This is a genomic window from Bacillus sp. SDLI1, from assembly GCF_001553895.1.
Lineage (GTDB): Bacteria > Bacillota > Bacilli > Bacillales > Bacillaceae > Bacillus > Bacillus siamensis.
The window spans coordinates 863,010-883,288 of the sequence record NZ_CP013950.1; the positions used below are offsets into that span (position 1 = coordinate 863,010).

Annotated in this window: 22 protein-coding genes, 1 pseudogene and 1 riboswitch; of the genes and pseudogenes, 3 read left to right on the forward strand and 20 right to left on the reverse strand. The window is 45.6% G+C overall.

Annotated elements, in window-relative coordinates; all coding sequences use genetic code 11:
- Positions 1-20: 20 nt before the first annotated feature.
- The 6 genes from AUL54_RS03695 to AUL54_RS03720 all read right to left on the reverse strand — a co-directional run bounded on the left by AUL54_RS03695 (position 21) and on the right by AUL54_RS03720 (position 6,635).
- Complete coding sequence (locus tag AUL54_RS03695) at positions 21-260, reverse strand: splAB operon transcriptional regulator SplA (RefSeq protein WP_016936321.1); 240 nt, start codon at positions 258-260, stop codon at positions 21-23.
- A gap of 87 nt (positions 261-347) precedes the next feature.
- The gene (gene ptsP / locus AUL54_RS03700) at positions 348-2,063 is read right to left on the reverse strand and encodes a phosphoenolpyruvate--protein phosphotransferase (RefSeq protein ID WP_013352056.1); all 1,716 of its coding nucleotides are present in this window, start codon (positions 2,061-2,063) and stop codon (positions 348-350) included.
- Positions 2,063-2,329, reverse strand: coding sequence for a phosphocarrier protein HPr (locus AUL54_RS03705; protein WP_010334034.1), 267 nt, complete (start codon positions 2,327-2,329; stop codon positions 2,063-2,065). The genes ptsP and AUL54_RS03705 overlap by 1 nt, the downstream gene beginning before the upstream one ends.
- A 96-nt stretch (positions 2,330-2,425) precedes the next feature.
- Entirely contained in the window at positions 2,426-4,522 is a 2,097-nt protein-coding gene (gene ptsG, locus AUL54_RS03710; protein ID WP_060962930.1) for a glucose-specific PTS transporter subunit IIBC, read from the reverse strand.
- A 230-nt stretch (positions 4,523-4,752) separates the two neighbouring features.
- The gene (gene glcT / locus AUL54_RS03715) at positions 4,753-5,619 is read right to left on the reverse strand and encodes a glucose PTS transporter transcription antiterminator GlcT (protein WP_016936323.1); all 867 of its coding nucleotides are present in this window, start codon (positions 5,617-5,619) and stop codon (positions 4,753-4,755) included.
- A gap of 50 nt (positions 5,620-5,669) precedes the next feature.
- The gene (locus tag AUL54_RS03720) at positions 5,670-6,635 is read right to left on the reverse strand and encodes a LacI family DNA-binding transcriptional regulator (protein WP_060962931.1); all 966 of its coding nucleotides are present in this window, start codon (positions 6,633-6,635) and stop codon (positions 5,670-5,672) included.
- A 98-nt stretch (positions 6,636-6,733) separates the two neighbouring features.
- On the opposite strand from AUL54_RS03720, the gene AUL54_RS21800 reads away from it, so the two are divergent.
- Positions 6,734-6,859: a hypothetical protein gene (locus AUL54_RS21800; RefSeq protein ID WP_016936325.1), complete on the forward strand. Its 126-nt coding sequence runs from the start codon at positions 6,734-6,736 to the stop codon at positions 6,857-6,859.
- Between the two features lie 63 nt (positions 6,860-6,922).
- Here AUL54_RS21800 and AUL54_RS03725 read toward each other — a convergent pair whose 3' ends face one another.
- The 6 genes from AUL54_RS03725 to AUL54_RS03750 all read right to left on the reverse strand — a co-directional run bounded on the left by AUL54_RS03725 (position 6,923) and on the right by AUL54_RS03750 (position 13,389).
- Positions 6,923-8,017, reverse strand: coding sequence for a M24 family metallopeptidase (locus AUL54_RS03725; protein WP_060962932.1), 1,095 nt, complete (start codon positions 8,015-8,017; stop codon positions 6,923-6,925).
- A 113-nt stretch (positions 8,018-8,130) separates the two neighbouring features.
- On the reverse strand, positions 8,131-10,044 hold the full coding sequence (locus tag AUL54_RS03730; RefSeq protein WP_060962933.1) for a heavy metal translocating P-type ATPase: 1,914 nt from the start codon (positions 10,042-10,044) through the stop codon (positions 8,131-8,133).
- A gap of 243 nt (positions 10,045-10,287) precedes the next feature.
- Positions 10,288-10,782 (reverse strand): endospore biogenesis thiol-disulfide oxidoreductase StoA, encoded by a 495-nt coding sequence (gene stoA, locus AUL54_RS03735; RefSeq protein WP_016936328.1) that lies wholly within the window; start codon positions 10,780-10,782, stop codon positions 10,288-10,290.
- Positions 10,783-10,844: 62 nt separating this feature from the next.
- Positions 10,845-12,185 carry a polysaccharide biosynthesis protein gene (locus AUL54_RS03740; protein ID WP_060962934.1) on the reverse strand — a complete coding sequence of 447 codons (1,341 nt, stop codon included), beginning with the start codon at positions 12,183-12,185 and terminating at the stop codon, positions 10,845-10,847.
- 113 nt (positions 12,186-12,298) lie between these two features.
- Positions 12,299-12,922 (reverse strand): cell wall hydrolase, encoded by a 624-nt coding sequence (locus tag AUL54_RS03745; protein ID WP_060962935.1) that lies wholly within the window; start codon positions 12,920-12,922, stop codon positions 12,299-12,301.
- Between the two features lie 272 nt (positions 12,923-13,194).
- Positions 13,195-13,389 carry a hypothetical protein gene (locus AUL54_RS03750; RefSeq protein WP_060962936.1) on the reverse strand — a complete coding sequence of 65 codons (195 nt, stop codon included), beginning with the start codon at positions 13,387-13,389 and terminating at the stop codon, positions 13,195-13,197.
- Positions 13,390-13,552: 163 nt separating this feature from the next.
- Here AUL54_RS03750 and AUL54_RS03755 point away from each other — a divergent pair, with 163 nt between their 5' ends.
- Positions 13,553-13,738, forward strand: coding sequence for a YkvS family protein (locus AUL54_RS03755; RefSeq protein ID WP_003232446.1), 186 nt, complete (start codon positions 13,553-13,555; stop codon positions 13,736-13,738).
- A 71-nt stretch (positions 13,739-13,809) separates the two neighbouring features.
- Here the strand turns inward: AUL54_RS03755 and AUL54_RS03760 are convergent, their stop codons facing one another.
- The 3 genes and pseudogenes from AUL54_RS03760 to AUL54_RS03770 all read right to left on the reverse strand — a co-directional run bounded on the left by AUL54_RS03760 (position 13,810) and on the right by AUL54_RS03770 (position 15,514).
- Positions 13,810-14,085: a DUF3219 family protein gene (locus AUL54_RS03760; protein WP_060962937.1), complete on the reverse strand. Its 276-nt coding sequence runs from the start codon at positions 14,083-14,085 to the stop codon at positions 13,810-13,812.
- Between the two features lie 333 nt (positions 14,086-14,418).
- Positions 14,419-14,631, reverse strand: a pseudogene (locus tag AUL54_RS03765) (preQ(1) synthase); the annotation flags it as partial.
- A 136-nt stretch (positions 14,632-14,767) separates the two neighbouring features.
- Positions 14,768-15,514 (reverse strand): SDR family NAD(P)-dependent oxidoreductase, encoded by a 747-nt coding sequence (locus AUL54_RS03770; RefSeq protein ID WP_060962938.1) that lies wholly within the window; start codon positions 15,512-15,514, stop codon positions 14,768-14,770.
- A gap of 168 nt (positions 15,515-15,682) precedes the next feature.
- On the opposite strand from AUL54_RS03770, the gene AUL54_RS03775 reads away from it, so the two are divergent.
- Positions 15,683-16,039, forward strand: coding sequence for a winged helix-turn-helix transcriptional regulator (locus AUL54_RS03775; RefSeq protein WP_015715792.1), 357 nt, complete (start codon positions 15,683-15,685; stop codon positions 16,037-16,039).
- Positions 16,040-16,546: 507 nt separating this feature from the next.
- Here AUL54_RS03775 and queF read toward each other — a convergent pair.
- The 5 genes from queF to AUL54_RS03800 form a co-directional block, all read right to left on the reverse strand.
- The gene (gene queF / locus AUL54_RS03780; RefSeq protein WP_021493777.1) at positions 16,547-17,041 is read right to left on the reverse strand and encodes a preQ(1) synthase; all 495 of its coding nucleotides are present in this window, start codon (positions 17,039-17,041) and stop codon (positions 16,547-16,549) included.
- Positions 17,042-17,059: 18 nt separating this feature from the next.
- Complete coding sequence (gene queE, locus AUL54_RS03785; protein WP_060962939.1) at positions 17,060-17,791, reverse strand: 7-carboxy-7-deazaguanine synthase QueE; 732 nt, start codon at positions 17,789-17,791, stop codon at positions 17,060-17,062.
- Entirely contained in the window at positions 17,784-18,164 is a 381-nt protein-coding gene (gene queD, locus AUL54_RS03790) for a 6-carboxytetrahydropterin synthase QueD (RefSeq protein ID WP_235588410.1), read from the reverse strand. Before queD ends, queE begins: the two co-directional genes overlap by 8 nt.
- Positions 18,165-18,224: 60 nt before the next feature.
- Positions 18,225-18,884: a 7-cyano-7-deazaguanine synthase QueC gene (queC, locus tag AUL54_RS03795; protein WP_003154679.1), complete on the reverse strand. Its 660-nt coding sequence runs from the start codon at positions 18,882-18,884 to the stop codon at positions 18,225-18,227.
- 96 nt (positions 18,885-18,980) lie between these two features.
- A riboswitch (PreQ1 riboswitch) is annotated at positions 18,981-19,025 on the reverse strand.
- A 109-nt stretch (positions 19,026-19,134) separates the two neighbouring features.
- Entirely contained in the window at positions 19,135-20,256 is a 1,122-nt protein-coding gene (locus AUL54_RS03800) for a hypothetical protein (RefSeq protein ID WP_060962941.1), read from the reverse strand.
- Between the last annotated feature and the right edge of the window lie 23 nt (positions 20,257-20,279).

A 20,279-nucleotide genomic window follows, 5' to 3' on the forward strand; every position in this document is an offset into this window, starting at 1 on the left:
GTTGTAAACATTTCCTTTGATCAGTGGTGCCGGTCTTCTTCAAAAAGCTCGCTGTAAAGCGCTTCCGCTTCTTCATATGTCGAAAAGACCGCATCATCTTCGGCCAGCGGATGATAGGTTTCGTGTAAAAAAAGAGACAGTTCCCCCTCATGGTATGGGTGATGAACAATCTCCGCCTCTTTAATATGGGCAACATTGGCGGCATGCGGATTACGGTAAATGACGTAGACCGTATCCCCCGCTCCAAATGATTTTGTCATGATAATCCCTCCTGTTGAAAGTTATTGTTCCCCCCTTTTTTCCGAATATGAAAAAAACCAGACGGCTTACACCGTCTGGCTGTTATATTACTTATTGAAAGTTTCTTTAACGAATGCGACAACCTCTTCAGTCGTGCTCATAGACAAGATTGTTTCTTTAAATGATTCAGCTTCTTTTTTAGAAAGCTTGCTGATCTGCGTTCTTGCCGGAAGGATGGATGTAGCGCTCATTGAGAACTCATCTAAGCCTAAGCCGAGAAGAATCGGAATCGCAATTTCGTCTCCTGCCATTTCTCCGCACATGCCGACCCATTTGCCCTCTTTGTGAGCGGCTTCAATGACAAGCGTGATAAGACGGAGAATCGCCGGATTGTATGGCTGATACAGATAAGCCACGCGCTCGTTCATGCGGTCAGCAGCCATTGTGTATTGGATCAAGTCATTTGTTCCGATACTGAAGAAGTCAACTTCTGTGGCAAACTGATCTGCGATAACGGCTGTAGACGGAATCTCTACCATCATACCGACTTCAATATCGTCAGAAACCGTTACGCCGGCTTTGACGAGTTTTTCTTTTTCTTCAAGAAGAATCGCTTTCGCCTGTTTAAACTCGTTTACTGTCGCAATCATCGGGAACATGATTTTTAAGTTTCCGTATGTACTTGCACGAAGCAGCGCACGCAGCTGAGTTCTGAAGATTTCTTGTTCTTCAAGGCAAAGGCGGATGGCTCTGTAGCCCAAAAACGGGTTCATTTCTTTAGGAAGCTGCAGGTAAGGAAGCTCTTTGTCGCCGCCGATATCCAATGTCCGCACGACTACTGATTTTCCTTCCATACGCTCAAGAACCGTCTTATAAGCGTCGAATTGCTCGTCTTCTGTCGGAAGCTGGTCGCGTCCCATGTAAAGGAATTCCGTACGGTAAAGCCCTACAGCTTCTCCTCCGTTTTCAAGAACGCCTTTTACATCATCAGGGGTGCCGATGTTTGCGGCAAGCTCTACATGATGGCCGTCTTTTGAAACAGTCGGTTCATTGACGAGCTTAGCCCATTCAGCTTTTTGCGCCAGGTAGGCACTGTGCTTTTCTTCATATTTCTTTAACGTTTCACTGGAAGGATCGATGATCACATCACCATCGATGCCGTCTACGATCACCGTAACACCGTTTTCAATTGTGCCTGTAGCCGCTTTTGTTCCGACAACAGCCGGGATTTCAAGCGAACGGGCCATGATTGCGGAGTGTGAAGTGCGTCCGCCGATATCAGTTGTAAAACCTTTTACAAACTGACGGTTTAATTGCGCCGTATCAGACGGTGTCAAATCTTCAGCCACGATGACAACCTCTTCTGAGATCATGCTCGGGTTCGGAATTTCCACGCCCAGCAGGTGCCCTGTCACACGTTTTGTTACGTCACGGATATCCGCCGCACGCTCTTTCATGTATTCGTTATCCATTGATTCAAACATGGTCACGAACATGGAAGCCGTTTCTTTCAAAGCGAATTCCGCATTAACTGAATCTGTGCTGATTTTTTCCTTCACCGGGTTTAACAGCTCAGGATCACTCAGAACCAAAAGGTGCGCGGAGAAAATGTCAGCTTTGTCTTGTCCCAGTTCTTTTAAAGCATGCTCTTTAATTTTCTCAAGCTCTTCTTTAGAACGTACAATCGCTTCATCAAAACGGCTTACTTCAGCCGCAGCATCAGCAATGTTTTTCTTTTCAACCGTTAAGTCCGGCTCTTCAAGCCGGTATGCTTTTGCAATCGCAATTCCGGCTGAAGCGCCTATTCCTTTTAATTCTTGCATTACTCGCCGAGTCCTTCGCTTTTCATTGTTTCTTCTAAAGCGTTAAGAGCGTCGTTTTCGTCAGCACCTGCAGCGGAAATTGTGATTTCAGCGCCTTTAGCGATACCTAGAGACATAACGCCCATGATAGACTTAAGGTTTACTGTTTTGCCGTTATATTCTAAGTTTACGTCAGCATCATATTTGCTTGCAGTCTGTACGAGAACTGTCGCAGGACGAGCGTGGATTCCGGAATCTGCTGTTACTTTAAATGTTTTTTGTGCCATGATTATCATTCTCCTTTAAATTAAAGCTATTTTACTACACAATATTATATCATACAGCCGTACTTGTCATCTGACAAGCACGGCGTATTTATATGCTTATTTTCCGATTTTCACAATATCTTTTTGTTCCCGTTTTACAGTACCTTCGGCCGAAAGGGAAATCGTTTCACCCTCAGCAAGATTTGTAAAGACAATCGGTGTCATTAATGAAGGAACATGAGGTTTAACCGCCTCAAGATCAACTTCAAGCATCTTTTGCCCCGGTTCAACCCGGTCACCCTCAGAAACAAAAGAAGTGAATCCTTCACCTTTCAGGCTGACTGTATCGATTCCGAAATGAATCAGGATCTCTCTTCCGCCGTCAGACTGGAGGCCGATCGCATGTTTTGTCGGGAAAACATTCAGCACTTTTCCGCGGACAGGCGATACGACGATTCCTTCTTCCGGAAGAATCGCAAAACCGTCACCCATCATTTTGCCTGAGAACACCTGGTCAGGCACATCCGTAATCGGATGGATTTCGCCGGTGATCGGAGAAGCGAACACTTCTTCACCCTGCTCGTTTTGGAGCGGATCCGCGATAACCTCTTCAACCTGCTGGCTGACTTCTTCTTGTGCGGATACTTTCGGTTCAGGGCGCGGCGTGCGTCCTGCGATGATATCCTGCATCTGAGTTTTTAAACCGTCAGAGCGCGGGCCGAAAATGGCCTGAATGTTGTTTCCGACTTCAAGGACGCCTGATGCGCCAAGCTGTTTCAGACGGGCCTTATCCACTTTCTTCTGGTCGTTGACCGTCACACGAAGTCTCGTGATACAAGCATCAAGGTGTTTAATGTTTTGCTGATCACCCATCGCCTGAAGGATTTCATAAGGAAGGTCGCCGGCTTCGCCTGATGCGCCTGCCCCTTCATCCGCAGCTTCTTCTTCACGGCCCGGCGTTTTCAAGTTGAACTTCCGGATCGCAAACCGGAAACCGAAATAGTAAATGAGGGCTAATCCTAAGCCGACCGGAATGACAAGCCACCAAGCCGTCCGGTTAGGCAGAATTCCGAACAGGAAGTAGTCAATCAGACCCCCTGAGAAGGTCATACCGATTTTTACATGCAGCAGCTGCATGAGCATAAAGGAAAGTCCCGCGAATACGCAGTGAATCGCAAACAGGATAGGAGCCACAAACAAGAATGAGAATTCAAGCGGCTCGGTGATTCCCGTTAAGAAACTTGTCAGAGCGGCAGAACCCATGATTCCGGCTACAAGTTTTTTCTTTTCAGGCTTCGCTTCATGATAGATTGCAAGCGCTGCCGCCGGAAGGCCGAACATCATAAACGGATATTTCCCCGTCATAAATGTACCTGCCGTCAGCTGTACGCCGTCTTTAATCTGAGCCATGAAAATCCGCTGATCTCCGCGGATAATGTCTCCAGCGGCATCTTTATAGCTGAAAAATTCATACCAGAACGGCGAGTAGAAAATGTGATGAAGACCGAACGGAATCAATGACCGTTCAATCATTCCGAAAATAAAGGCCGCCAAGGTTGGATTCGCTTCCACAAGTCCCGTTGAGAAGGAATTCAGACCATGCTGGATCGGAGGCCAGATTACTAACATAATAAGACCGAGAATTAATGCGGAAATTGATGTGATAATCGGGACGAACCGCTTACCCGCAAAGAATCCGAGATACTGCGGAAGTTCAATTTTATAAAACTTGTTGAACAATAACGCGGCCAGAACCCCGACGATAATACCGCCGAACACGCCCGTCGCCAAAGTCGGTATCCCCAGCATGTTAATATAGGCCGGGTGGTTTTCCGCAAAAAACTTAGCACGTTCAATTTTGTCAGACGGAATACTGCCGTTTGCCATAAGCACGGCGCTCATGGATACGTTCATGACCAAGTATCCGATAATGGCCGCGATTCCGGCAACGCCGTCTCCGTTCGCAAGACCGATCGCAACCCCTACTGCAAAAAGAAGCGGCAGGTTGTCAAATACGATTTGGCCGGCGCTTTCCATAACGTTCGCCACAAGCTGAACGTTATCATTGCTTAAGAAATGCATGACTTGGATCATATCTTTGTTCTGCATGGCATTCCCTAACGCAAGCAAGATCCCCGCAGCCGGTAAAATCGCAACCGGAAGCATAAGAGCACGGCCGATTTTTTGGAGAACGCCGAATAATGCTTTAAACATAAAGAATGTACCTCCCCTGTTAGCTAGTGTGACCTTACAGCGAAAATTCATGACAACGAATTCACAGGCGCAAGTCTTCAGTTTAACCGTTTACATTTGCCCTTTTACACAACAAAAAGCATGAGTAAATAAGGGTGTGCAAAATAACGGGGCCGTTCTTCCCGTTTTTTACCCTCAATCACTCATGCCTGATCGAATCAGTGACACGTTTTTAAAGGTCTCAACTGAAATTATGAAATTTTATTGGTTAATCGGTACAGATGAAGCGTGAGATAAACCGCTTCCGCCTCATGAACTGGTTTTTTCAGCATTTGCTGTAAGATTTTTATCAGTTTCCAAGCAGTATTGTAGCATAGCGGGTATTCATTTTTCAATAATAACATTAACTTTTCTGGTTCTTTTGTCTGCTCTTCCCGTTTAATCCTATCTATGGTAAATCTGATATGCCGGATCAGCCGCAAATAGTGGACGCTTTCTTTATTGACTTTCATTTGGAAAGATTCCTCTATCACCTGAACGAGCCGGGACATCAGCTGCGAATGCTGGTTGACCTCTGAAAGGGACCGATTCGTCAGGGCGGAGTGGATATGAAGAGCGATAAAGCCGATCTCCCCTTCCGGAAGGCAGATTCCAGTCTTTTCATTAATCATGCCGACGACTTCACGGGCAATCTGAAATTCTTCCGGATAAAGCGTTTCGGTTTCCATAAGAAAAGGGTTTTTAATGTCAAAGCCCTGCTGCAGCCGCTTTACCGCAAAGGCGATATGATCCGTCAGCGCAATATGGATATGTTCATTTAACGGTTGGCTTGTTCGGTTCCTGATATGATAAATGACGTCATTGGAGATGTCGACAAGTGTCTCGTCCACATAACCGAGGAGCTTTTTAAATTGTTTTTGTTCTTTTTCATCCTTTAAGATGAACATCTTGTCATACCCTTTATCTTCAATGACATCCGCTTGTTTTTTTCCAAAGCCGATTCCTTTTCCGATCAAGACGACCTCACTGTATCTATCATGTGTTGCGATCAGCACATTGTTATTTAATACCTTCTCAACTGTAAAGGACCCCTTCATGATCCTCAGCTCCTTTGTCATTCAATACCTCATATCGTACAAAACGAACAGAAAGCGCGTCAATTCTTTTTTTAGACGGTTGATCGTTCAATAAGACGGTAATCAAAAATCTTCCTTGCCGGAGGCCCGCCGCTGATCCGATTCTTAAGCATGTGAAAAGCCTGCTTTCCCATTTCTTTCGTTTGTATATCTATTGTGGAAATACCTAACATCTTACTGATATCATGATTGTCGATGCTCAAAATCGCCAGCTCTTCCGGAATGCGCGTCCCGTTTGCCTTGGCTTCAAGGTAAAGACCTGCGGATACTTGATCATTCGCCGCAAACAGCGCAGTCGGTTTGTCATCCCAGCTCTTCCATCTGTGAAAAAGGGCTTTCCCGTCAAGCAGCGTCAGCGCCTTTTCCACAACCAGCTCTTCCCTGTAAGGCCGGCCGATCTTCTTCAGCGCCTCTTTGTATGCGGCAATGCGGACTTGACTGTTTTTCCCCTTTTTTCTGGCCAGGCTGATCGCTATTTTTCGGTGTCCCTTTTCTATCAGATAATCCAGGCCGTGCCGAAATGCTTCCCCATGCGGATTACTGATTGAGGACAGCTCAGCCGCATCAGTGTGCTGGCAGAGGATAATCGGTTCTTTCACGGTAAGCAGCTGCTCATCGGAAATTGCTTTGGAGCAGATAATGAGGCCATCCACCTGGCGCTCCTGTAATTGCGATAAAGCAAAGCGTTCTCTTTGCTGCTGATAATCCGTCTGGTATAAAGAAAGATGCACGCCTGACGCTTCGGCAGCCTCGGCAATACCCGTGACAAGGTCTGCAAAATACGGAAGATTCACCGACGGCAGCACAACGCCGATCATATCGGAAAAGCCTTTGGATAAATGCACGGCATGGATGTTGCGCGTATAGCCGAGCGATTGTACCGCTTTTTTCACTCTTTCTCTTTTGTCTTCGCTTACATAAGGATGATCGTTTAATACTCTTGATACTGTTGTAACGGAAACCCCGGCAGCGCCGGCAATGTCTCTGATCGTAGCCATGGCGTCCCCCCTTTCTTTTTTCCCTTGATCTGGAATGCGTTTCATACAGTAAGCTAAAAACAAATACAGCCTATTCATTTGAAAGGAGAATAACAGTGATGGGGATTCTTTGCTTAATCGGTTTGTGTCTGGCCATACTCGGCGGCAGTTATCTTGCTATGCGGCCGCTGCGGGAAAAGCATGATATCAAACCATTTCAGCATTTTGATGACTTTTTCATTTAACAAGGTGATAAAAAAGGACGCTGCGTTCCAGAACCGTCCTTTTTTATCACAAAGCTTAGCTTTCTATTTCAGGATCGTTAATTCTTTCGGATATTGCGTTAATGCTTCGGCGCCGGCTTTTGTGACAAACACATCGTCTTCAATACGCACGCCGCCTACATCCGGCACGTAAATCCCCGGTTCTATCGTGTACACCATACCTTCTTTGAGGAGCGTGTCGTTCGCGCTGCTCATTGATGGATATTCATGAACTGAAATCCCGAGTCCATGGCCGAGGCGGTGGGGGAAATAGTCTCCGTATCCGGCTTTTTCAATAATGCCGCGGGCTTTTAAATCAAGATCGCCGATTCTCACACCTGGTTTGCTTAATTGAAGCGCCGCCTTTTCAGCTTTAAGCACCGTTTCGTAAATCTCTTCCTGTTTCGGGCTGATTGATTGGTATGCGAATGTCCTCGTAATGTCTGAGCAGTAGCCGTCAAGAATAACACCCAGATCAAATAGAACGAAATCGCCTTTTTTCAGGCGGTCTGTACCCGGATTGCCATGAGGCTCGCCTGATTTTTCTCCGAACAGCACCATCGTTGAAAACGACATGCCCTGCACGCCTTTTTTCTTCAGCTCAAACTCTATCTGCGCCAGCACTTCAGTTTCACTCACGCCCTCTTTAAGCGCTGCGACACCGACTTCAACTCCGAAATCCGCAAGTTTTGCCGCTTCCCTGAGAATGCTGATTTCTTTCTCATCTTTTACGAGACGGAATTGGTTGAGCGTTTCTTCTGCCGAAGCGAACGCGGCGCCCCCTGAAGCATGTTTGAGTTGTTCTGAACGTGAAAGCGAGATCGAATCCTTTTCAACCGCGATGGAATCAAGGCGCACATTTCGTTTTGTGAGCCCGGCTTTGATCAGCTCCCACGGGTCTTCGTGATCGCCGTAGCCGATAATTTCATGCTCCCACCCGGCACTGCGGGCTTGTCCGGCTTCCATTCCCGGACAGACGAAAAACGGCTCCTGTTCTTGAAACAGGAACAATCCCATTAACCGCTCATGCGGATCCGTATAAAAATCAGTCAAATAAAATACATTTTCCTTTGTATGTATAAACGCCGCATCGTGTCCTTCTTTTTTCAGCCAATCTGAAACACGTTGTAATCTGTTCATTTTTGTTTTTCCTCCTTACCAAAGTGGCTCTTTATTCATTCTATCAGTTTTCCGGCGTTTATGCTGTGAACGAACATTTAACAAAACAGCCGCCCGATGTGCGGCTGTTTTGTTTATTTTAATAATCTGAGTCCGTTCAGTATGACCAAAATCGTGCTTCCTTCATGCCCGATAACGCCAAACGGCAGTTCCATCACCTGCAGGAAGTTGGCGCAGATCAACAGGCAGATGACCGAGAGCGAAAAAACGATGTTCTGCTTAATAATCCGGTTCATTTTCCGTGAGAGCCTGCACATTTTCACAAGCTTATGAAGATCATTTTTCATCAGGACCAAGTCAGCCGTCTCTAAAGCCACATCCGTTCCCCCTCCCATCGCAATACCGACGTCAGCGGTTTTCAGAGCGGGCGCGTCATTAATGCCGTCTCCGACCATGGCGATTGTGCCGTACGTTTCTTTCAGTTTCTTCACTTCCTCTGCCTTTTGGTCAGGCAGACAATCGGCAACAACCGTCGTCATGCCAGCCTCGTTTGCGATGGCGGCCGCTGTTTCAGGCTGATCTCCGGTAAGCATGGCTGTTTTAATCCCGAGTGACTCAAGCTCAGCCATTACGGCTTTGGCTTCTGGCCGGATTTGATCCTTTAACGCAAAACAGCCCGCTATCCTGTCATCTTTCTTAACAAAAACCAGCGTACAGCCTTTATCTTTCAACTCATTTCCCGATGTGTTCAAAAAAGCGTCTGCATCCTCTTTCCCTGCAAATCCAGCTTTTCCGATCATCCATTTGGCGCCTTCTATATCGGCCTGAACACCGAACCCGGACGTCTCGTCAATCGATATATGGCCTGCAGGCACAGCGCCCCGGCTTTCGGCAAATTCAGCTATCGCCTTTGCAAGCGGGTGGCTTGATTGCTTTTCAATCGTATACACCGCTTGCATGATCTCATCCTCATTCACTTGTTCCGCCGCTTGGAATGCAGCAACTGCCGGCTGTCCCTTTGTGACCGTGCCGGTTTTGTCAAAAGCAATCATCCGGACGCTTCCCAGCTGCTCTAAAAACACACTTCCTTTAACCAACAATCCGTTGCGGGCTCCATTTGAAATAAGGGAAAGCGCAGCGGGCATAATGGAAGCGACAAGAGCGCAAGGGGAGGCGACCACCATAAACACCATCGCCCGGTAAAAGGTTTCACTCCAGCTCCAGCCTAAAGCAAAATGAGGAACGAATAAAAGCAAAGCCACGGCTAAAAGCACGCCTTTTACATAGACACTTTCGAAACGCTCAATAAATGCCTGAGCCGGTGACACGCTGTTTTGAGCCGATTCCACCAGCCGGATGATTTTTCTGAATAGAGACTGCTCATTTGTTTTCGTAACTCGGACCGTTAAAGAGCCGTTTCCGTTTACCGTTCCTGTAAACACAGAATCTCCGGCTGTTTTTTCCGCCGGCATCGATTCACCCGTCAGCGCTGATTCATCAAGACTCGTCGCGCCTGACTCGATGATCCCGTCTGCCGCTACGCGTTCGCCCGGCTTAATGACGATCATGTCGCCGATCTTGAGTTCAGCGGCCGGCACCCGCTTTTCCTGTCCGTCTTTAAGCAGGGTCGCTTCCTCCGGTTCCAGTTTCATCAAGGAGGTTAAATCACGGCTGCTTTTATTCATCGTATACGTTTCCAGCGCGCCGCTTAACGAAAAAATAAAGATAAGAACAGCGCCTTCCGCCCAATACCCGATAAGGGCAGAGCCGACAGCCGCAAAAATCATCAGCAGTTCAACATTTAAAGCCTTCGTCTCCAGCGTATCTTCAATTCCTTCTTTCGCTTTTGCAAATCCGCCGATCACAAAGGCCAGGATATACAAAGTAACGGACAGGCCTTTTGCTTCGGTGAAAAACCAGGCCGCAAGAATAAGGGCGCCCGATACGAGAGCCGCAATGAGTTCCGCATGCTGGAGCCACTTTTTTCCGGACCGCTCTTCTTGAATCTGCTGTTGTGAATGGGTTTGAGTCACCACTTGTTCATTCATTATGAATTCTCCTCTCTAATTGAGAACGCAAATCATCTTCATTTCCCCGATAAAAGCAAAACTGCCGCCTTACAGGCAGCATTTTCATAGTAATATCGCGGTGTTTTTCTTTATTATAGCACGCCGGCGAAAGATTTCAATTATAATTGTTTTAATTTCTTTTTGATAATAATTATCATTAGAAATCCTTCAGCTGTTCATGATATGCAAAAAAGGTGCGGGAGGAAATCCTCCCGCACCTTTTTATTTCTCAGACCATTCTTTTAATTGTGAAGCGGTCATCGGACCGACGATCTTTTTTTCGATTTCTCCTTTTTCATTCAGCAGAAATGACGTGGGAATTGTCATGATCCCGTATTCCTTCATAAGCTCGCCCTTAGAGTCAAGAACGACCGGGAATGTGAGATGGTGCTGATTGACAAAGTTTTGAACGGCCTCTTTGTTTCGCTCAGCATTCATGAGATTTACCGTTACAAGACTTACATCATCGGATTGATGCTGTTCATAATACGTTTGAAACTGCGGCAGTTCTTTTTTGCACGGCGGACACCACGATGTCCAAAAATGCAAAATGGTTTTCTGCCCTTTATTCGGAACCGATATCTCGTCTCCTTCAATCGTCTTCATCAGAAACACGGCGGGAACTGCCTGTTTTTCTGATGAGGCTTTTGCTTCAGGCATCCAGAGAGAGGCAGCTATCAAAAGGACTGCGCATGCAATAAGACGGTTTTTATGCATAAGATCTTCCTTTCACGCGTTTCGGATAGCTTGCCCCTCCTTACTGAAATGTATCAGCCTTTTCAGCTCTCGATCCGGGGCGCTGTTCTTCCGCCGCCGGTCAGGAACACGGAGACACCGAGGTCTTTGCAGATCGTCGCGTAATGTAAACTTGTCAGAAGAATCATGCCGGTATTCATGCCAAGTATAATGCCGAGCATTTGCAGATTCGGCATAGAACCAAGCACATACATCATCGAAAGACCCACAATGCTGCTCCATACATTATGATAAAACGCCGTTTTCACATGACCGATGCCGATCAGACAGGCCTGAAGCGGCATCACAAACAGCTGAAAAAGAAAATACGGCCACAAAAGCTGCAAAAAATACTGCGCTTCCGGAGACTGAAAAAATAAATGGGTCAGCGGGCCGGCGAACTGAAACATGATCCAGACTGCCGGAATGCCATAGCCGAACGTAATAAAAATCGCTTGTCTCAGCCGTTTCAGTACAATGTCATATTGAGACAGCGCGTACGCTTCTGAAATGCTCGGAATCATGACGACCATCAGTGAATGAGCGATAAATGCGGGAAACGAACCGATCGTCACCGCTACACCGGCAAGCATGCCGTATTGATCAATCGCGGCTGCCCCGGCCGCCCCTGAGGCCAGCAGCGCTCCTTTTACTAAAAAAGGTTCAATGGCATTTGTCACCGCGTGAAAAATACGAAGCCCCGTTGTCGGAATGGATACCGCCAGAAGACGTTTCCGCACATCCTTGCCGCGCAGATGAATGTGCTGATGGCCGGAAAGCGTCCTCCTCGCCAAAATAAACTGCGTATACAAGTATACGAACACCACGACATCACTTGCGACCAGCACAAATAACGAAATGAGCACGGCCATATCAATTTCAAAAGAGTACCATTGAAAAAAGATAAACAGACAAAGCACTTGAATGATTTTTTTCAAAACATTCGCAACCGCGATTTTCCCCATCTGCTGCACACCCATAAAATAGCCTCTGGCGATGGATGTAAAAGCGACGACGGGAATCAGTCCGATGACAATCCCTTTAATAAAAGGGTGGTACGTATCGAATACAGGAATGAACGGCAGCGCGATGCTTGCGGCCGCGGTTGAAAACGCGGTAAATACGGCGGTCATTCTTAAGGCATGCCGGAGCATGCTTTCATGCAGCTTCTGATTGGATTCCGCGATGAATTTTGAGATGGAGATCGGAAGCTCCAGACTGGCGATCACGATAATGAGAAAAATGGTGGGCAGAATGCTCATGTAAAGCCCCATCCCATGCTCGCCAAGCTCCCGCGCCAGTATCATATTCACGACAAATTCCAGACATTCAGCGAAAAAGGCGGCGATGGATAAAAGAATGATCCCTTTCACAAATCGATTCATGGTGTCTCTCCTTGTCTCTCGTTCTTTCATCATCATATGAGACAAGTTCTGAAAATATTTTCGATTTCTTAAAATTGAAAAAAGCATAGCCGGGATATTTGGTCCCGCTATGCTTACATAGCAAATACGTGTCTGCCGATTCGTTCGATAATTTTTCGGGAACGGATCCAATGGTCAGAAGCTGTTTTCGGATTGTAGAAAAACAATGCGCTCGTTTCTCTGCCCGGATGGTTAAGCGCCTCATTTGCGGCGGCGATGGAATCCTTATCCGGCTTTTGATTAATGCTTCCGTTTGCTACCGGTTCAAATGCATTCCTTTGATAAATCACACCCCGAATGGTATCCGGGAAGCCTTTCTTTTCAGTCCGGTTCAGCACGACGCTGGCTACCGCGACCTTTCCTTTATAAGACTCACCCTTCGCTTCTGCGTGCACGAGACGTGACAGAAGTTCCCTGTCGGCACTGGAATACGTTTTTTTCGGCGGCTGATAAGCCGTTTTCTCCGGTTTGGCTTTCTGCTCAAGATGAGATGACAGCTTTATCAGATGGATCGAATGCTTATGATCCGTATTTGAAAGCTTCGGAACCGAGCTTTTTTTATTTAAATCAGCAACCAGTGTGCTGGATTCTTGCTTTGGCTTCTTCGCTAAAGTAAACAGAGCTTCTGTATGTTCAATTTTTGTTGCAGGCATAAAACATAGAAAAAAGACAGCCAAGGCAGCAAATTTTGTCGTCATACGCTTTCCTCCTTAAATACTTCACTACCTTAACAAGAGCAGTGCGCAAATTCACGGTTAAAGATTTTCCAGCACTCCCAATCAGCTTTTATGATGGAAGAAGTTCGTTAACGGCCTTATTATTGGCAGAAAAACGGCCGTCATTTTCACAACATTAACCAAATTGCAGTAAAAGTATCCATCGGAGGGATTTTACATTTTGTTTACATCTGTTACAGCAAGATGAAATGAGCAGCGAAAACAAAAAAAGACTCCTCATATGCGAGGAGCCGTCAGCTTCTTGGCTGTTCTAAATACTGGAAAACAACATCTCCGCCCTGCTGTGCAATACCGCGGAAATGCTTAAAATCTTCCTGCTTCGATAAAACTGCTCGAAATGCAAGAAAATGTTCTTTCTGCACCCTGAATTCTTTGATTTCACCGGTGCGTATTTGGTTGATACGTTCTGATATTTCTTCAGGCAGCAACGAACACAGCCCCCTTTTCTCGGCTTTTTCCCGAGAATCAATATACCATCTTTCCCCCGCCGGGACAATGATTGAGCAGGCCGATACCCATATCGCTTTACTTCTTAAAGAAAATACTGCAAAATATTTTCAAACAGGATTTATGATAAAGGAGAGGAAGCTCGTGAAAATTGCTAAGGTTGGAAACGTCATTGAATTTAAAAACGGATTAACCGGTGTTGTTGAAAAGGTAAATGAAAACTCCGTCATCGTTGATGTAACCATCATGGATAATTATCGTGATCTTGAATTAGATTCCCTCACTGTCGTCAACCATAAAAATTATAAAATCATCAGAGACTCCTATTAACCCCCACTGAACATCCGAACCATTTACATATCCCGCACAAAAGCTGCCGCCCGGCAGCTTTTTCAAATGTTTCAGATTTCCGTCATTTCAACGAAAAAATCTCCGGTCTCATCTTTATTATAAAGATTTGCGATGGATGTATGGTAGTTGGTTATTTTGCCGCGGAATTCAAGACCCCGATCGGGCGCCTTAATTTCAAATGTTTTTTCATACAAAAGGACGGCAATGTCATGATACGTTTCAGAGGTCACCTTCAGTATAAATGAGATGACGCGGCCGTTTTTTCCCGCACTTTCTTTACAGTCATACATTTCAAGCCTTACACCGTTTAACTCTAACGGCTCCATGACAAACACTCCTTCTTTTTACAGGACATGCTATCATGCTGATCATTCATTTACAATTGATCCGCTCCGGATAAGAAAAAAACGGCGCAGGTCTTCACAAACATACGTTCCCTATTTTATAATAAAACAGACGAGCTGCCATCCAGCACCCGTCACGTAATGAAGCGGCGAGTACACTCCCCCCGGGTTTACTCGTCTTTTTCTTTTCTCCAGGTGATTTCTCTTTTCATTATACAAGGTCTATGCGGATATCATGCACCTTTCCGGCGGCGCGCCACAGACGAAAAATACCCCCGCTTAAAAGGCGGGGGTATTTAGGCTGCGCCTGGAACATTAACGGTTGTCAATCGTCTCCGGATAGATATCATGATTCATCATCCGATGTTCAGCCATTTTTTCATATTTTGTTCCCGGTCTGCCGTAGTTTGTATACGGGTCAATGGAGATTCCGCCTCTTGGCGTAAATTTGCCCCATACTTCAATGTAGCGGGGGTCCATTAATTCGATCAAGTCATTCATGATGATGTTCATGCAGTCCTCGTGGAAGGAAAGGCAGGTCAAAGTCTTGTCCCATAAGTACTTGCTTCAGACATTAATCATGAAGTCACACCAATTTCACACCTTACCAAACGATTGATTTTAACCTTTTTTGGGGACTATTTGTAATCTCTGCGCAGTGAAATTATACCTGTGCTAGCCCGCCATCTACGAACAATTCAACACCCGTCAAGTAACTGCTTTCGTCTGAAGCAAGGAAAGATACAGCGTTTGCTACTTCTTCAGGTGTCCCAACTTTTCCAGCTGGAACAGTATTTCTGGTATTTTCCATTGCTCCTTCTAGTGCATCACCAAAAAGCTCATCGTATGCAGGTGTAAGAATAGCTCCTGGACTAACCACATTTACACGGATTTCAGTACCTTTTAGGTCAAGAATCCAGTTGCGAACCAGTGCTCTTAATGCTGCTTTAGATGCTCCATATACACTAAACGCTGGGTTGCCAATTGATCCAGCAGTAGAGCCCGTTACAATAATAGAACCTACTTTGTCCGGGAATAGTGATAACGCTTTTTGAACAGTAAAGATGGTTCCTTTAACGTTAATGTCGAACGTTCTATCAACCTGCTCTTCAGTAATTTCACCTAATGGAAGGAAGTTGCCGATGCCTGCATTAGCAAAAAGAATGTCCAACTTACCTTTTTCCTGCTTTATCATGTCATATAGTTTGTCTAAGTCTTCAAGCTTAGAAATATCACCTTGAACACCGGTTACGTTCTTGCCAATTTGGTTAACAGCTTTATCAAGTTCGTCTTGTCTACGTCCCGTGATATAAACATATGCACCTTCGTTTACAAATTTTTGTGCTGTAGCAAGACCAATCCCACTTGTTCCACCCGTTACAAGCGCTATTTTACCTTCAAATTTACCCATACTTAACACTCCTTTAGAATTAATTTTATTTTATGTCTAGTACCTTTACGTACTTGAAGAACAACTTACAAGATATAGTATCCTTCAGTAAGCACATTATCGGAAGTACCCACTTTTTTGTGATATAGTAACTAAAAAGTAATAAATGTGGAATGGAGAGCTTTAGACATGAAAAAATTTAGTTGTGGGTTTGAAGTGACAAAGGAAGTTATTGGAGGAAAATGGAAAGGCCTTGTATTATACTTTTTAATGAATGGACCAAAGAGAACGAGTGAATTAAAGCGCATTATCCCAAATATAACTCAGAAAATGCTGATTCAAACACTTAGAGAGCTTGAAGCCAGTGGACTTGTGAGCAGAAAGATGTATAATCAAGTACCGCCGAAGGTTGAATATTCATCCACTGAACTTGGAGAATCTCTTAAACCTATCTTGCAGGAGCTCTGTCAATGGGGAAGCCATTATGCGGAGCAAAAGTATACAGAAGGTGAATATGAAATTGTACAACCAGAACAACTAAGTTAGGATTGATGTAGCTGCTGAAGTAAATGCTAAACAACTTCAATACCATCACCTAACAGATGAAGAACAGTCAGAAATAAATGAGATATTCAATTTTGAAAGTGAAGTTCTAATAAGAAGTGTCATCGACTATATTCAGGAGAACTTTGATGACATTCAAAAAAGAGCTGTTTCAAATGTTAAAGAGAAGGTTCAGAAACTTAGCCAAAAAATAAATGAAGATATTGATAATAATATTTAATGCCTATGATCTCTAGATAGGCATTTTTTCATTCGGATAAAAAAGAAAAGACGTACAAATTGTACGCCTTAATCTGCTTCTGTACTATCAATTTTTCACTGCATAAAAGTCACAGTTCAGGTTGCACCTCAGGTCACACTTTTATTGAGCTTAGTGCGGGTCACACTTCGCTGTGACTCGGTTACAATTCCGCTGAAAATTAACGCTGAATGTTCGGATTTTACTGTGACTCCACTTCGTTTCACACTCCGTATCACACAACGGAATAATTAACGATTATCAATTGTCTCCGGATACAAATCATGGTTCATCATACGGTATTCGGCCATTTTCTCATACTTCGTGCCAGGCTTTCCGTAGTTTGTGTACGGGTCAATGGAAATTCCGCCTCTTGGCGTGAATTTGCCCCATACTTCAATGTAGCGCGGGTCCATTAATTCAATCAAGTCATTCATGATGATATTCATGCAGTCCTCGTGGAAGTCACCATGGTTTCTGAAGCTGAATAGATACAGCTTTAATGATTTGCTTTCAACCATTTTTTCGTCCGGAATATAGCTGATGTAGATGGTTGCAAAATCCGGCTGTCCCGTTTTCGGGCAAAGCGACGTAAATTCCGGGCAGTTGAATTTAACGAAATAATCACGGTTCACGTGTTTATTCGGGAATGATTCCAAAACCTCCGGCGCATATTCAAATAAATAGTTTGTCCCTTGATTCCCCAGGAGTGTAACTCCTTCTAATTCTGATTCTTTTCTTGTCATGTAAATTCTCCCTTTCTATTAAACTCCCCGTTTATTGCCCCAAAGCAATGTATGAAGCTGAGGCAGGACTCTGACGAGATTCAGATCCGAATCGGCAGAAACCTTATCAACGAGTTTTTCATATTTTTCGAGCAGATGCGCAATTAATGCCTGGTCATCCGTCGTGTGGACATTATCGTTTCCGACCTGAAGATAAAACGGGATATTCGGATACCGCTTATGCACGGTTTTCGCGAATTGCAGATCTTCATCATTAAAAATGACGACCTTTAAACTGACTGCGCTAAGCCTTTCAGCCGCATCAAGCGAAGACACGATGTGATCGAGCTTTGCAAAGTCGGTTGTCATCCCTGAACTCGGCGGCTTCGGTGAAATCGTCAAGTCGTTAATCATTGTAAACCAATCCTGATAGACCGTTCCCTGCGTTTCTAAAGCGGCGCGCACACCATGTTCTTTCAGCAGCAGAATCAGCGCGTCAAGCTGCTTTAACAGCGCCGGGTTTCCTCCTGAGATGGTAACATGAGAAAAGGCATCTCCGCCGATTTCTCTCAGCTCGCGGTAAATGTCTTCCGCCGTCATCCAGCGGATATCTTTTTTGGCTGAGCCGTCCCATGTAAAGGCGGAGTCGCACCAGCTGCAGGAGTAGTCACAGCCTGCCGTGCGGACGAACATGGTTTTCTGGCCGATGACCATGCCCTCTCCTTGTATCGTCGGTCCGAAAATTTCTAAAACCGGGATTCCTTTAGCCATTCAAATCACCTTTTTTCGGGCGGTAAACGCAATAGCTTGTCGGGGTTTCCCTGACAAAAACCTGGACGCAGACCGGCTGATTCTCCAGTGTTTCGAGGTAGGACTGAACTTTATCGTAAATCGTTTTGGCTACGACTTCGGTTGTCGGCAGCGAATATCGGTCATCCTCGGAAAATTCATCATGGTCATTCAGCAATGTGTGATCGTAAGCGCCGTGCACCAATTTCTTCAGCACGCTGAAATTCACGAGAAAGCCTGAATCATCCAGTTCATCCCCTGCAACTGTAATATTTACTGTATACGTGTGGCCGTGGACTCTGCTGCACGCTCCGGCACTTTCACGGGGAATAAAGTGCGCTGCTGAAATGTGCATGTCCTTATTCAGCTCAAACGAATAAGGATGCTGAACCTGCGGGTAAATTTGAGAAAGCAATTAGTTCCGCTCCCCTTTCATTTTCATATATTCATCGTATCCTTTATTGCGGAGCAGGCATGCCGGACATTCTCCGCATCCGTCCGCAATGATGCCGTTATAGCAAGTCAATGTGTTATTCTTTACAAAATCAAGCGCGCCGAGCTCATCAGCAAGTTTCCATGTTTCCGCTTTGTTCAGCCACATAAGCGGCGTATGAATGACGAACGGCTTTTCCATCGCCAAGTTGACGGTGACATTGCAGGACTTGACAAACTCGTCCCGGCAGTCCGGATAGCCGCTGAAATCAGTCTCGCATACACCGGTGATGATGTGGCGTGCGCCGATTTGATATGCAAGAATCGATGCAAAGGATAAAAATACAAGGTTGCGCCCCGGCACAAATGTTGTCGGCAGTTCCCCGTCCTTCGCTTCAATTTCGATATCATCCCGTGTCAGCGCGTTTGGCGCAAGCTGGTTTAAAAGAGACATATCAAGCAGATGATTTTTGACACCGAGCTTTTCGGCAATCGATTTAGCTACATCAATTTCTTCTTGATGACGCTGATTGTAATGGAATGTAACGGTTTCTACTTCTTCAAAGTTTTGCAAAGCCCATAATAAACACGTCGTGCTGTCTTGACCTCCGCTGAATACCACAACCGCTTTTTCTTTTTTCATGTCTTTCTCTCCCTTATCTATCATTCAATAAAAAAAGCGCCTTTCTCGGAGAAGGCGCCCTAAAAAACATAAAAAAACCGTATCCAAGGATACAGCTCGTCCTTAGTTTTTTATAGAGGGTGTAGCTAGAACCTCTCCCGCATCAATACGGATTTTCTTCTTTTTTCACTTTTGCTATCATACCATAATGCCGTTTCCCCTGACAATAAAAAAAACAGCCTGAAACCTGTGTCAGGCTGCAAAAGCGGGATTAAGCCCCGCGTTTTTTCCCGGGAAATACCATCAGCGCAATCCCGATCAGCACAAATAAGGCGGGCCAGAAAACAGAAACCGGGATGATCGGCTGATACATCAGCGTAAAGCATAGCGCGGTCAAGGTCAGAACCGCAACCGGAATGAGCAGCGCCTTTTGTTTCCCGCCGAACAGCCACAGTTCAAATAAACCGAATGCCGCCGCCAACAGGTAAACAGGCCATGTCATATCGGAATAGGCCCAATGGGTCGCCGTTTCAAAAACAAACAAGATCCCCGTAACCAATAAAATGCCGCCCGGTACGAGAAGTCCTGCGTTTTTGACCGGTTTCGGACCGAAAATCGGAATGTGAAAAGCGGCTGCAAGCAAAAGAATGAGTGCGGGCCAGCCGCGTTCGCTGATGACTTCATTTATATTGGTGAATATGCCGAAAATCCCCATTGCGCACAGAATCGCAGCAGCAGCCAATAGCCCCCTTTGCTTTCTTCCGAACAGCCAGGCTTCAAACAGGCCGAACGCGACGGCAAAGAGGTAGACAGGCGATGTCATATTTGCGTATGTCCAGTCTGTCAGCGTTTCAAACCATAATAACCCGCCGATCACAAGCAATGTTCCGCCCGGAATGAGAAGGCCCGTTCTTTTTTTCGGCTGCATGAAGGCAGCGGCGTGAAACAGAAGCGCTACTGCAATGATCAAAAGCGGCCACAGCCCTGTCAACAGCATACCGGCAAAGCATAGGGCGCCCGTCCCTGCCAAAATCATAGCAGGAATCAATACGCCGACCTGTCTCCCGCCGAAGTACCACAGCTCAAACAGACCGAGAGCAGGCGCCCATATATAAACAGGCCACGTCACGCCTGAATACGCCCATCCTGTTGCCGTCTCAAAACAAAACAGGCAGCCCAGCACAAGAAAAAGACCGCCGGGAACGAGTAGTCCCGTCTGTTCAGGCGTTTTTTTCGAAAAAACAAATCCGGCGTGAAACCCCGCGGACATTATAATGAAAAGAAACGGCCACGCCGAACCGGCGGAAAGATGTATAACTCCCGCCTTCTGTAAAAAAAACGCAATGCCGATACAAATAAAAAGAAATCCCAATAATACACGTCGATCTTTCATCTCTTACTCCTCCCCATCATTTC